Source organism: Bradyrhizobium sp. ISRA430 (assembly GCF_029909975.1).
Lineage (GTDB): Bacteria > Pseudomonadota > Alphaproteobacteria > Rhizobiales > Xanthobacteraceae > Bradyrhizobium.
The window spans coordinates 226,430-238,282 of the sequence record NZ_CP094516.1 but is presented as its reverse complement, the minus strand read 5'-3'; the positions used below and the strand labels follow the sequence as shown (position 1 = coordinate 238,282).

At 63.5% G+C, this 11,853-nt stretch carries 13 protein-coding genes; 5 read left to right on the top strand and 8 right to left on the bottom strand.

The annotated features are described in order from the left end of the window. Positions 1–39 precede the first annotated feature (39 nt). A complete protein-coding gene (locus MTX21_RS01230) occupies positions 40–1,173 on the top strand; it encodes a DJ-1/PfpI family protein (protein WP_280970132.1) in 1,134 nt (377 codons plus the stop codon). 269 nt (positions 1,174–1,442) lie between these two features. Then, entirely contained in the window at positions 1,443–2,120 is a 678-nt protein-coding gene (locus MTX21_RS01225) for a Crp/Fnr family transcriptional regulator (protein ID WP_280970944.1), read from the top strand. On the opposite strand, the gene MTX21_RS01220 is transcribed toward MTX21_RS01225, so the two are convergent. The 3 genes from MTX21_RS01220 to MTX21_RS01210 all read right to left on the bottom strand — a co-directional run bounded on the left by MTX21_RS01220 (position 2,054) and on the right by MTX21_RS01210 (position 3,772). Beyond that, positions 2,054–2,281 carry a hypothetical protein gene (locus MTX21_RS01220; RefSeq protein WP_280970131.1) on the bottom strand — a complete coding sequence of 76 codons (228 nt, stop codon included), beginning with the start codon at positions 2,279–2,281 and terminating at the stop codon, positions 2,054–2,056. The genes MTX21_RS01225 and MTX21_RS01220 overlap by 67 nt on opposite strands. A gap of 117 nt (positions 2,282–2,398) precedes the next feature. Continuing rightward, entirely contained in the window at positions 2,399–2,890 is a 492-nt protein-coding gene (locus tag MTX21_RS01215; protein WP_280970130.1) for a phasin, read from the bottom strand. Positions 2,891–3,382: 492 nt separating this feature from the next. Further along, positions 3,383–3,772: a hypothetical protein gene (locus tag MTX21_RS01210; protein WP_280970129.1), complete on the bottom strand. Its 390-nt coding sequence runs from the start codon at positions 3,770–3,772 to the stop codon at positions 3,383–3,385. Positions 3,773–3,918: 146 nt separating this feature from the next. Here MTX21_RS01210 and MTX21_RS01205 point away from each other — a divergent pair, with 146 nt between their 5' ends. Beyond that, positions 3,919–4,443: a GNAT family N-acetyltransferase gene (locus MTX21_RS01205; protein ID WP_280970128.1), complete on the top strand. Its 525-nt coding sequence runs from the start codon at positions 3,919–3,921 to the stop codon at positions 4,441–4,443. Positions 4,444–4,509: 66 nt separating this feature from the next. On the opposite strand, the gene MTX21_RS01200 is transcribed toward MTX21_RS01205, so the two are convergent. Beyond that, entirely contained in the window at positions 4,510–6,450 is a 1,941-nt protein-coding gene (locus MTX21_RS01200; protein WP_280970943.1) for a DEAD/DEAH box helicase, read from the bottom strand. A 315-nt stretch (positions 6,451–6,765) separates the two neighbouring features. Between MTX21_RS01200 and MTX21_RS01195 the strand changes: the two genes are divergently transcribed. After that, on the top strand, positions 6,766–7,119 hold the full coding sequence (locus MTX21_RS01195) for a cupin domain-containing protein (RefSeq protein WP_280970127.1): 354 nt from the start codon (positions 6,766–6,768) through the stop codon (positions 7,117–7,119). 21 nt (positions 7,120–7,140) lie between these two features. On the opposite strand, the gene MTX21_RS01190 is transcribed toward MTX21_RS01195, so the two are convergent. From MTX21_RS01190 to MTX21_RS01175, 4 genes are all read right to left on the bottom strand, one after another. Then, positions 7,141–7,653 (bottom strand): hypothetical protein, encoded by a 513-nt coding sequence (locus tag MTX21_RS01190; protein WP_280970126.1) that lies wholly within the window; start codon positions 7,651–7,653, stop codon positions 7,141–7,143. Positions 7,654–7,775: 122 nt separating this feature from the next. Further along, a complete protein-coding gene (locus MTX21_RS01185; RefSeq protein ID WP_280970125.1) occupies positions 7,776–8,927 on the bottom strand; it encodes a zinc-binding dehydrogenase in 1,152 nt (383 codons plus the stop codon). Positions 8,928–9,133: 206 nt separating this feature from the next. After that, positions 9,134–9,895 carry a class I SAM-dependent methyltransferase gene (locus MTX21_RS01180; RefSeq protein WP_280970124.1) on the bottom strand — a complete coding sequence of 254 codons (762 nt, stop codon included), beginning with the start codon at positions 9,893–9,895 and terminating at the stop codon, positions 9,134–9,136. A 115-nt stretch (positions 9,896–10,010) separates the two neighbouring features. Next, on the bottom strand, positions 10,011–10,685 hold the full coding sequence (locus tag MTX21_RS01175) for an HAD family phosphatase (protein WP_280970123.1): 675 nt from the start codon (positions 10,683–10,685) through the stop codon (positions 10,011–10,013). A gap of 252 nt (positions 10,686–10,937) precedes the next feature. On the opposite strand from MTX21_RS01175, the gene MTX21_RS01170 reads away from it, so the two are divergent. Then, positions 10,938–11,549, top strand: a complete 612-nt coding sequence (locus MTX21_RS01170; protein WP_027554554.1) for a PilZ domain-containing protein — start codon at positions 10,938–10,940, stop codon at positions 11,547–11,549. Positions 11,550–11,853: the final 304 nt, after the last annotated feature.

The following is an 11,853-nucleotide window of genomic DNA, read 5'->3' as shown; positions in this document are numbered from 1 at the left end:
GGATGACATCAACATGAGCTGGCGCATTCTGGCGTGAACATGAGCTGGCGCATTCTGGCGTGGAGCGGCCTCGGCTGCGCGGCGTTGCTGCTGGCGATCGGCGGAACCTGGCTGTTCATGCTGCCCGGCTCGCCGGCGCGGGGAGCTGCGCCTGTAATATCCAGGGACGAATCCGAGGCGACGCTTGCGGCGCTGAAGCCGCCGAAGCGGCGGCGTCCCCTGATCGCCATCGTGGGCATCAACGACATGAGCGAGACCACCGATTACCTGATGCCGTATGGCATCCTCGCGCGTGCCGATGTCGCCGATGTGCTCACGCTGGCAACACAGCCGGGGCCGGTCACGCTCTATCCTGCGCTGAAGGTGCAGCCGCACACGACGATCACTGAATTCGACGCCGCGCACCCGGATGGCGCCGACTACGTCATCGTGCCCGCGATGACGCGCGAGGATGATCCGGTGGCTCTGCAATGGATCAGGGCCCAGGCCGGCAAGGGCGCAATCGTCATCGGCGTCTGCGTCGGCGCCAAAGTGGTCGCCAACACCGGGCTACTCGACGGCAAGCGGGCCACGACCCACTGGTATTCCGTGCGCGACCTGCAAAAGCATTCTGCGATCCGCTATGTGGCAGACCGCAGGCTGGTCGTCGACCACGGTGTCGCGACGACGACCGGAATCACCGCATCCATGCCGATGGCGCTCACCTTGATCGAGGCCATCGCCGGGCGCGGCAAGGCCGAGGCGGTCGCCCGCGACATCGGCCTTGCGGAATGGGACGCACGTCACCGCAGCGATGCGTTCCAGTTCACGCGCCCCTTCGCTCTGACCGCCATCGCCAACGCGCTCACATTCTGGAAGCGCGAGCACCTCGGGATCAATCTGACGCCCGGCATCGACGAGGTGTCGCTCGCGCTGATCGCCGACGCGTGGTCGCGGACCTATCGCTCGCGCGTCCTCACCTTCGCGGCGACGGCCGACGCGCGGACGAGCCGCGGCGGCCTCGGCATCCTGCCGGACAAGATCGCAGCCGACTGGCCGGCGACGCAGACACCGCCGGCCGCCGTCGCATTGCCGCCGGCACAGGCGCTGGACCAGACGCTGCTGGCGATCGACGCGCGCTACGGACAGCACACGGCCGATTTCGTCGCGATGCAGCTCGAATACCCGAGATAGCCGCTCCCGCGTCGGCGCGGACGGCTTGCGATCCTCTGCTGGAACCTTACCTGCTAGAGGACGTTGCCGGTTTGCCGCGGCAAACGTCTATGCGGCAACGCGGCTCGGCCGGATGCGTTTGTTAGCCGCCGGGCCTCCGTCGAGGGAAGATTCCCATGATGGAGCACGCGACCAGAGTTGGTAATCGCTTGTTAGCTGCGTTGCCGCCTGCCGACTTCGCGTTGCTTGCACCCCATTTGCGCAAAGTACCACTCCAGCACGATCAGGTCCTGATTAGGGCGGGTGATCGGATCGACCACCTCTACTTCCCCTGCAGCGGTGCAATCGCTCTCATCATGGAGTTACCGAACGGACAGACCGCCGCAACCGCCGTGATCGGCAACGACGGCGCCGTGGGACTTATGACGGCGCTCGGCCCCCTCCGCTCGCCGGTGACAGCGGTCGTCCGCGTGGCGGGGACCGCACTGCAAATCTCGCCCGCGCGATTTCAGGCGGCGCTCGAGCGAAGTCCCGCCCTCGCAGGTGCGGTCCAGATTCTCATCAGGGCGATGCTAACGCAGGTCCAGCACGTCGCGGCCTGCAATGCGCTGCACTCCGTCGAAGCGCGACTCGCCCGCTGGCTGCTTCACATTCACGATCGGACGGACGGCGGCGACGTCCTGCACCTGACGCAAGAGACATTGTCGGAATTGCTCGGGGTACGGCGCACCACGGTCACGCACGTCGTGCGCGCACTTCGAGCATCAAGGGCCGTGAAATCCAATCGGCGCGGCCAACTCGAGATCGACAGGCAACGGCTCGAGGTCGCCGCCTGCGAGTGCTACAAGGTGATGAGCCGCCGGATCGATCGGATCGTTTCGCAGGATGCCGCAAGGCTCCTTCACGCCGCGCCGGCGCGGAACGGCTGCCCGCCTCCGGACTTCCCGTTCGCCAAGACCGACTCGTAGACCCAGGCCTCTCTGGCGAACCATTCGTGCGTCGCCGCGCACATCCGGCAATAGGTGCGCGAAAAGAAGACCGCACTGCACCGAAACCTTTCGCGATCCATCTCGATGCCCGTCGGAATCGCGTTTCCCGTTTCCGGGCACCTGATCATCACCATACCCATCCCGATTTCCTCCAGCTTGGCATCACCTCAACAGTGAGGGAGGCCGGCACCGGCTGGACGGCGTCTCTTTTTGCGAAGACGCTCGTCCAGCCGACCCACGCGGCCAGTAGCTTCGATTCAAGCAGCCCTACGCAGAACCCGGTTGAAGCTCTTCTTGATCGGCTCGGCCGTCTCGGTCGCGACTTTCTGGGCGAGGTCCCAAAGCTCCCGGTTTTGAGCGGAAGCCGCGTCAAACGCCTTGCGGCTGTGGGCGGTGGAGAGGTTCACGAGATCCGCAAACGACCTCGCGTCCGCAAGCTGGGAGAGGAATTCCAGCGTGGAGGTGGTATTGGCATTGGATATTTCGATAACCTTGGTGTTGTAGTCGGCGGCACGCTTGGCATTGGTCGAACAGGCGTCGCAGAGGGCTCCGGTGATCTCCTCGGAAGCCGCCTTCATCTGCTCGAAATTTGCCTTGGCCCGTGTGGCGCTCTGCTCGGCGAGATCGCCGAAGATGGTCCGGATGTTGAAAAAAGGTAAGTCGAAGTTGAGCTTTGCACTTCCATTCGCCGTCCCATTCAGCGGGGCGGCATTCGTCTCGGCTTTCACATTGGCATCACTCACGGGCATTCATCCTTTCAAGCGAAACTAGATAGTGGATTGAAGCTCCCCGACGCTCCCAGGTGCGTGCCGCACCGGGAAACCAGTGCCCCTACTTTCAAGATGGTGGGATGCTGCTGCGGATGTGCCGCCCTCGCCCCCTGCCGGAAGCAACTATGAGCAGGGAGACTCGAGATTTCTGTTCGCTTTCTGACTCTCGGCTTGATTTTATTCGAATCATGTGATGACGCAGCGCAAACAAACATCTTGCTTCTTTGAAGTTGCTGTCATCGCTTGCACCAACTTCAGATTACTGACGGCGCGCGGTGCAAAGGCGTCAATCCTTGGCGCCGTTTGAGCTCCATCCGGAATTATTGTGCGAGGTGTGCACCCGGCCGCAGGGACCAGCGCAGCGCATTGGACGATGCTTCGCATCGCAAGGCGCTGCGCTGCGTCCAGCAGCACGCGTCCGCTCTCAAGGATCAGGCATCACCGTGCCTCTGGCGTCTTGCAGCAGAGCGCTCACGGCATCGCCAGATGCCAGGCGCCGTTCAAGAAGCCGTCGCCGGTGATGTCGCCGGGCTTCTGGTCCTTGGCGAAGGTATAGAGCGGCTTGCCCTTGTAAGCCCATTGCTTGGAGCCGTCGTCGCGCGTGATGATGGTGTAGCCTTCGCCCGGCGTGTCGCTCGCCCCCGCCTTCAGCACCGGCCAATTTGTCGCACACGGCCCGTTGCAGGCCGACTTGCCGTCCGAGTCCTTGTCGAAGGTGTAGAGCGTCATACCCTTGGCATCGGTGAGCACGGTGCCCTTGTCCGTCTTTCCGGTCTTGGTCGGCGGCGCAGCGAACGCGGCGGGAGCAATCGCGAGCGATGCTGCGAGCGTGAGTGCGAGGCGGATCGAGGATGTCGTCATGGTGTCTCCTGTCATGCAAATGGCTTGCATGAGTAGGACGCCGCACGGTGCGTCGTATTCCTGCGATGACGGCAAGGATTTTTTTCGCTGTGTGTGGCGGCACAACGGAATAAATTGGAATCGACAAGACGGGGCGACCGATCAACATGAACAAGCCGCATTGGCGCTACGCGCGCGCGTCCGACCTGCCGGCGATCAGCGCGATCGCCGCGCGTATTCATCCCGATCTTCCCGAGCGGCCGGAGGTGCTCGCAGAAAAAATGCGGCTCTGCCCGGACGGCTGCCTGGTGCTCGTCGCGGAGGACGAAATTGTCGGCTACGGTCTCGCGCACCCCTGGATGCAGCACCTGATTCCGCCGCTCGACGGCTTCCTGGAAAGGCTGCCCGACGATGCGGACTGTCTCTATGTACACGATGTCGCCATGCTGCCTGCGTATCGCGGCGGTGGCGCGGCGCGCGCCTATGTTGCGGCAACCGAAAGCCTGGCGCGATCGTCAGGCATCGCGACGCTCGCGCTCGTTTCGGTCTACCGCACGCGATCGCTGTGGGAGCGCCTCGGCTTCCGCGCGGTCGCAGCCGATGTCTCGTTGCGCAGGAAGCTCGCGCCTTACGGCGAGCGCGCGACCTACATGCTCCGCGAGCTCGCCCGCTCCGGCAGCGCCGGAACGTGATCTCCACCACTGCTCACGCGGGTGTGAAGCCACGCCCCGAACCTGTCTGCGCTGAACGGCGGCAGTTCAGCCTCGGCGCTTCTTCCTCGCCTTCTTTCCCGGCGCGCCCTTCACGGGCCACGGTGTGACCGAAGGCGGCTCTGCGTGGCCTGGCTTGTTCCGATGCCTCTTTTTTTGTCCGAACGTCGGAGCATGGTCGAATTTCGGCCCGCGCTCGCCGTGAGCCTTGCCGCGTGGTTTGAATCCACCTGCGTCGCGCGCGCGATCGTCGCGACGTTCACGATGATCACTGTCGCCGCCCTCGCGCCGAGGCGCGCGGGACCGCTCCTCCGAATGCGCTTGCCCTTGGCGCGCGTCCCCCATCGGCTCGATGCGGATGCTGTCTTCCTTGTCCGGTCGCCGGATCTTGACGGCGAAGGATTCCGCGACCCGCTCGGAAATTTCGAACTCGGTGGTCGTGTCCATGATCCGGATGGTGCCGATGTCACGTTTGTCGATGCCGCCGCGACGGCAGATCATCGGCAACAGCCAGCGTGCCTCCGCGTTCTTTCTTCGCCCGATGGCGGCACGGAACCAGACGCTGGCCTCCGCCATGCCGTGACGCGACGATGATTTTCCCGATTTCGATCGGGCCCTTGCCGGGCGATCGTCGCCATCCGCGGCTTGAAATTTGTCACGACCGCGATCGTCGCGCGGGCGGCCGCTGCGCTCGCCCGGATCGATGATGTCCTCGGGTGACGGCAGTCGTGCGCGATAAAGCCGCGCCAGCGCCGCGGCGATATCCTCGGGCGAACGCTCAGCCAACAATGCCTGCGCCAGGATCAGATCCTCGGAGGTTGCGTCTTCCGTGAACACGGCGTCCCTCAGCAGGCGCTCATGATCGAGCTTGCGGATTTCATCCGCCTGGGGTGCCGTCCCCCAGACAGCGTCGATGCCGGACAGATTCAGCAGCAGTTCGGCACGCCGTCGTCGCGCGGGCGGCACCAAGAGGACGCTGACGCCCTTTCGCCCCGCACGTCCGGTGCGCCCTGAGCGATGCTGCATGACCTCAGCGTCCTTGGGCAGATCCGCGTGAATGACGAGGTCGAGGCTGGGCAGGTCGATGCCGCGCGCCGCGACATCGGTCGCCACGCAGACGCGGGAACGTCCATCCCGCAACGCCTGGAGCGCCAGGGCTCGCTCGTTCTGCGTCAACTCGCCGGACAGAGCGACGACGGAGAAGCCCCGCTCCAGGAGCGCTGCCTGCAAATGCCTGACGGCATCCCTTGTGCTGCAAAACACCAGAGCGCTCGGCGACTCGAAAAAACGCAGCACGTTGACGACCGCGTGCTCGACATCGCCGGGGGCGATCCGGATGACGCGGTACTCGATATCGGCATGACCACCTTCATCGCCCGCGACCTCGATCCGAAAGGCCTGCTGTTGATACTGCTTGGCCAGTGCAACGATGCCACGCGGAAACGTCGCTGAGAACAACAAGGTGCGGCGCGTATCCGGCGTGGTCTCGAGGATGAATTCCATGTCCTCGCGAAAACCGAGATTGAGCATTTCGTCGGCCTCGTCGAGGACGACAGCCGTCAATTCCGAGATGTCGAGACGGCCGCGCCGCAAATGATCGCACAATCGGCCGGGCGTACCGACGACGATGTGAGCGCCCGCGGCGAGTTCGCGCTGCTCGCGGCGCGGATCCATGCCACCCACGCAGGAGACGACGCGCCCGTCCGCATGTTGATAAAGCCAGGCAAGTTCGCGATGGACCTGCAAGGCGAGCTCGCGGGTCGGCGCCACGATCAAGGCAAGCGGAGCGGTGGCCGGCTCAAACCGCTCGGCGCTGCCCAGCAGATCTTTGGCGATGGCCAGTCCGTAGGCAACGGTCTTGCCGGAGCCGGTTTGGGCCGAAACCAGAAGGTCGCGGTCGACCGCTTCGCCGGCGAGCACAGCCAGTTGAACGGGGGTCGGACGATCGTAGTTCCGCTCGGCCAAAGCTCGGGCGAGCGGCGGACTCATGGTCGGGAATGACACGAGATGGAAAACCTTGGTTAATTCAGGCGCAGAACGGCGAGCCGGGGGGCCTGAAACTGCGTGCCCGGCAAGCGGCCAGCCGCATATGGCGATTTGATCCGGTCGCTTTACGCCAAGCGGAGACAAATCACCATGCCTATGGTGTGCCCAATGCGCGATGTCGGCAGCGGTGGCGGCGGAGGTTGAGCTCACCCGATATCGTGAGGAGGCTAAAGATCGCCCGGTTGACCGATACCAGCCTTGTCGCGTCGGCAATTTGATCCCAAATCGTGCCTCACGAGAGTAAGATACGGGTGACACATGGGCGACAGCATATCGCTTGCCGACAAACTCGCGACCTTTCAGGAGCTCTGGTCTCCGCGCACGATCACGACCTTCAACGATTGCGACGTGATGGTGGTGAAGGTGAAGGGAGAGTTCACCTGGCACAAGCACGAGGACACTGACGATTTCTTTCTCGTCCTGAAAGGCAATTTGGACATCGAATTGCGGGATCGCACGGTGACGCTCGGTCCGGGCGAGCTCTACGTCGTGCCCAGAGGTGTTGAACATCGCCCGGTGGCACGCGAGGAGGTTCATCTTCTGCTGATCGAGCCGACCGGCACGCCGAACACCGGCGACAAGGCAACCGCCGCAGCACGCAAGCTCGTCTGAAGCGTAGGACTCTATCGGTCCTTAATCCCTGGAGGTCACCAGCTTGCTGAAGCTGCCGATGAGCCTTGCTCTTGCCTGCGCAACCCAGTCCCGTGCCGTGCGGATCAAGGCGCGAACGACCCGCCAGGCCTCGGTTGCTTGCAGCCAGGCTTTCGCCTCTGAGAACTTCGTATAGGCCCAGGCGAAAGCCGGAATCCTCATCAGCTTGTCGCGCGTGAGGTGAAACAGGCGCTCGACCAGCACGAGCTTGAGCAGTTCGCCGATGATGAAAGTCACCGCGCCGCTCAGGACCTGGCCCGTAGCGGCGAGGTATGCGGCCACCGGCTTGATCGGCTCCAGGATAATCACAGGCACGGAAAACAAGGCGAGCGAGGGATAAGGCGGCAGTGATCTGATCCAGGCCCGCAATCGCTTGAATTCGAGATGCCGCCCAAGCCAGCGCGATATTGGCCGGGCCACGGCCATGAACACCGCATCCACCAGGAAGTAGATAACGGCCAGGATGTAAGTGACGGGTTTCAGAATTCGCTTCACGGCACCTCTCCCGCGAAGTGAAAGCCGGAACTTGGGCCTAAGTTTCACCTCAGCGTGAATAACTCGCGGATTCCCGATGGAACTTTTTGGACATCGTCCCGCTTCTGCGCGTTTGGCCGCCATCATCCCACCAGCTCCGGCCACGGCACGATGGTCGACTTCACCGTCTTCATCGCCATTGCATCGTTGACCGCCTGCGCAACGCCCGCTTCCGTGAACGGATAGATCGTCTGCATCTTCAGCCACGGATATTTGTCGCGGGTGCGGTAGAGCATGTCGACGCCGAGCGGCAGGTCGTTGCCGGTGAAACCCCAGGATCCCAGCACGTTGAGGTCCTTGGTGCAGATGCGGTGCCAGGACGTCTCGATCGAGCCCGCATCGGTGAACTGGCCCATCTCGACATAGGTGCCGCCGTCGCGCAGCATCTCGATGCCTTCGGGGCCGGCGGTGGGATGGCCCGAGCAATCCATCACGAGATCGGCGCCGAAGCCGCCGACGATATCGCGCACCGCCCTGATGCGCGCCTCGGTAGTCCCGAACTCTTCGATGTTGACGGTCGCTTCCGCGCCGAATTCGCGCGCGAGCCTGAGCCTGGGCTCTTCGGGCGCGCCGACGCAGATCACCCGCCCTGCCCCCATCTCCTGCGCGGCGGCGACGGCCAGAATGCCGATCGGGCCCGATCCCTGGATCACCACCGTGTCGCCCCAGGTGAAGCCGCCGGCACGCGCGGCGCGGTTGAAGGCGCGGATGCAGGAGGTGAGAGGCTCCGACAGCGCGCCCAAGCGCAGCGACATGTCGTCGGGCAGCTTGTAGATCTTGGTGCCCGGCAGCATGTCGAGATCGACATAGACATATTCGGCCCAGCCGCCCCACAGATGCGGCACCTTGTCGAAGCCGAGATAGCGGCCGTAATAGACCGGCGTCAGGCATTTGTTAGCGGTCTGCGGATAGTGGATGCAGTAGTAGCAGCGGCCGCAGGGCATCAGCGGCGGGATCATCACCTTCGACCCAACCTTCAACGGCCTGCTCATGAAGTCTTCGGTGAACTCGTCGCCGCATTCGACGATGACGCCGCCGAGCTCGTGTCCAAGCGTGAACGGCCAGGGCAACGGCTTCGGCCAATGGCCTTTCAGGATGTGCAGGTCGGTGCCGCAGACGCCGCAGGCGCCGATCTTGATCAGCGCCCCCTTCCGGCCGACCTTCGGCCACGGCACGGTGCGAATGATGGGTTCAGTGCCCGGCCCGGCGTGGGTGCAGACGCGGATTTGCTCCATGGCTGTTTCCTTCGATGCCCGCTTGTTATGATTGATGGTGCGGGCTGAGGTGAAGCCTAAGTGAGATGCGCGATCGTGCCAAGCCGCGGTTGTTCGTAGCCCGCATCAAGCAACGCGGAATGCGGGATCGGCTGCCCCCGCTGCGCTCCATCGGGGCTACGGTCGGAACAACGCCGATGCTGCGTGACTATCCCACTCAGTCTCCATCAAGACGCTAGTCTAGGACCACACACGCATATCTGTCGAAGGCTTCCTGCAACCAAGGGACTGCGATCAAAATCACCAAAGCGCTCGATGAGGCGCAGGCCACCCGATGCGATGAGCAATGGCATCTCCTGCGGGAAGATGTTGCGCATCTGCAAAGGGACTTTCCAGAAATCCTTCTCTGCCTCCGTCGACCAATACCAATCCACGTGACGGACTTGGGTCAGCGGATCGTACCTCGCGGTCTCCTCGACAATGACCGGGCCGAGCGTGCCGTGGACCACTGTGCCGACCAATTGACGCTTCTCGGGATCGCAGTTGAGCATGGCGACGTTCGGCATGAACGCGTCGAACACGAGCCTGCCATTCTGCGAAAGGTGTTGCGCGACCGAACGGAAAAAGCCGCTGAAATCGTCCGGACTATGAAGGTGCAGAACCGAGTTCATGGCGACAATGATGGTGTCGAAGGTCCGCCCGCCGAGATCGAAGTCGCGCATGTCCAGTTGAACCAGATCGAGCTCGACCGCCTGCGCTTTGGCATGGCTCCCCGCGCGCTCCAGCATCTCGGGAGAGATGTCGCCTCCAATGACCTGCAGGCCTGCCTGCGCCAGTGGAATGGTCAAGCGGCCGCTTCCACACGCAAGATCCAGAACGCGGCCACCTCGTTCGCGGGCCGTCTCGACATAGAAGCGCTCCAGGGTCAGGTCTCGCGGAGCCACTAGGTCATAAAGGTCGGGCCGATCGTAGAGGCTGTTCTGTTCCATGAGAGCGATTGTATTGGAGGAGGCGTCCCAAGCAAGTTCGTAGGTGGCACGAATCGAAGCGGAATCCGGGAAGGACCTAGACCCGGATATCGCTGCGCATCCGTGCTACGGCGGGTCAATTCTGGCTCGCGAGCAGACATCCGACGATCCGTTCGACCTCAACATAGTCCGCTGCAATGTAGTGTGCGCCGGCGTCCCTGAGCGTGGCGGCGTGGCCCTGACGGATGTGTCCCGCAGCAAGCAGCCCGATCACCGTTGCACCAGCCGCGCGCCCGGCGATGACGCCGCTCGCGCTGTCCTCGATGACGATGCAGTCGCGCGGCGGTACGTCTATCCCGGCGGCGGCGTGCAGGAAGATGTCCGGATGCGGCTTGCCTCGCGCGACATTGGAGGCGCTGAACACCCGCCCCTCGAACAGCGAAGCCATGTCCAGGACCTCGAGACACACGGCGAGGCGGTCCGGCGAGGAGGACGAGGCGATGCAGCGGGACAGGCCAGTGAATCGCGTGATGAACTCCCGCACGCCCGCGACCGGCGCAAGCTCCTGCCTGAACCGCGTCAGGGTGCGACCCTGGTAGTGCTCGCCGAACGACGGCGGCAGCGTTCGACCGACCGCGGTCTCGATAGCGGCGATCACCTCGTGAAATCGCTTGCCCATGTAGTCGCGATAGGCATCCTCGAGCGTGGTCGGCACGCCCAGCTCGGTCACGATCTCGGCCAATACGGTGTTGGACAGCACTTCGCTGTCGGCGATGACGCCGTCAAAATCGAAAATGATCGCCCTGGTCATTGTGCCCTTCCCAGCCGGGCGCAGAGTGGGAGCCGGCAATGGGAGTCGCAACTCACGTTTGGATTCCGAATCTTACGATGCGCGCTGCGGCAGCGAGGCGGAATGCGGGGCCGGCGGTCCCGGATTTCGCTGCGCTCCGACGCCAGGCCGGCCCAACCAATCCAGCAGCGGCACGCTAATCATAACGGCGCGTTAACCCTATGCGCTTTAGGGTCGTGCGGACTCCGCCCGGGCGGGGGTCGGGTAGCGAAAATGGCGTTGGCGAACAAGAAATTTCTTCCGGCCGCCGAGGAGCGTCGGCGATTCCAGCGGGTGAAAGTGCACCTGCTCGGCCGCTACATGCTGCCGGACCGCCGTGAATTCCCCTGCCAGGTGATCAATATGTCGCCGGGCGGGCTCGCGCTTTTGGCCCCGGGCATCGGCAATGTCGGCGACCGCGTGGTCGCCTATCTCGACCATATCGGCCGCGTCGAGGGCAAGATCACCCGGATCATCGACAACGGCTTCGCCATGACGATCGGGGCGACGCCGCGCAAGCGGGACAAGCTCGCCGCCCAACTCACCTGGCTCGCAAACCGCGACATCCTCAACCTGCCGGAGGATCGCCGCCACGACCGTATCGTGCCGCGCAACCCGATCGCGGTGCTGACGCTCGAGGACGGCACCAAGATGACCTGCCGCATCATCGACCTGTCGCTGTCCGGCGCCGCCATCGCCGCGGAAAACCGGCCGTCGCTGAAATCGATGGTCATGCTCGGCCGGGTCCAGGGCCGCGTGGTGCGAAACCTCGAGGACGGCTTCGCGCTGGAGTTCATCCACGAGCAGCCGGCCGAGACACTCGAAGAGAGCGTTACCGCACGGTAAAGCGCAGTCGCGCTAAAACCCTGGTTTTCCAGCCTCGAAGGCGGCCTCCGTGATGCGGACGCCGCCTTTTTCGTATCCGCGGGCGGCGCTAGAAAGCGGTTAACACGCGGTCCCTCAGCGCGCTGAAACGCCGGTTCCGCCAGCGTTTCCACGTTAATCCCTACAATTTGAATCAATTGCAGTAATTTCGCATTTTATGCGAATTCTATTCAAGTATAGATCGAATTCGCGGGGCGTTTTACTTGTATTCGTCTCGACTTGACTTGGACGACTTAGCGGCAACTCAAAAGCTCGGTGCAATCGT

What these genes read in the sequence shown, in the direction of transcription:
- MTX21_RS01230 (WP_280970132.1), top strand. Translation starts at nt 40, where the DNA reads ATGAGCTGGCGCATTCTGGCGTGGAGCGGCCTCGGCTGCGCGGCGTTG.
- MTX21_RS01220 (WP_280970131.1), bottom strand. Translation starts at nt 2,281, where the DNA reads ATGGGTATGGTGATGATCAGGTGCCCGGAAACGGGAAACGCGATTCCG.
- MTX21_RS01215 (WP_280970130.1), bottom strand. Translation starts at nt 2,890, where the DNA reads ATGCCCGTGAGTGATGCCAATGTGAAAGCCGAGACGAATGCCGCCCCG.
- MTX21_RS01210 (WP_280970129.1), bottom strand. Translation starts at nt 3,772, where the DNA reads ATGACGACATCCTCGATCCGCCTCGCACTCACGCTCGCAGCATCGCTC.
- MTX21_RS01205 (WP_280970128.1), top strand. Translation starts at nt 3,919, where the DNA reads ATGAACAAGCCGCATTGGCGCTACGCGCGCGCGTCCGACCTGCCGGCG.
- MTX21_RS01200 (WP_280970943.1), bottom strand. Translation starts at nt 6,450, where the DNA reads ATGAGTCCGCCGCTCGCCCGAGCTTTGGCCGAGCGGAACTACGATCGT.
- MTX21_RS01195 (WP_280970127.1), top strand. Translation starts at nt 6,766, where the DNA reads ATGGGCGACAGCATATCGCTTGCCGACAAACTCGCGACCTTTCAGGAG.
- MTX21_RS01185 (WP_280970125.1), bottom strand. Translation starts at nt 8,927, where the DNA reads ATGGAGCAAATCCGCGTCTGCACCCACGCCGGGCCGGGCACTGAACCC.
- MTX21_RS01180 (WP_280970124.1), bottom strand. Translation starts at nt 9,895, where the DNA reads ATGGAACAGAACAGCCTCTACGATCGGCCCGACCTTTATGACCTAGTG.
- MTX21_RS01175 (WP_280970123.1), bottom strand. Translation starts at nt 10,685, where the DNA reads ATGACCAGGGCGATCATTTTCGATTTTGACGGCGTCATCGCCGACAGC.
- MTX21_RS01170 (WP_027554554.1), top strand. Translation starts at nt 10,938, where the DNA reads ATGGCGTTGGCGAACAAGAAATTTCTTCCGGCCGCCGAGGAGCGTCGG.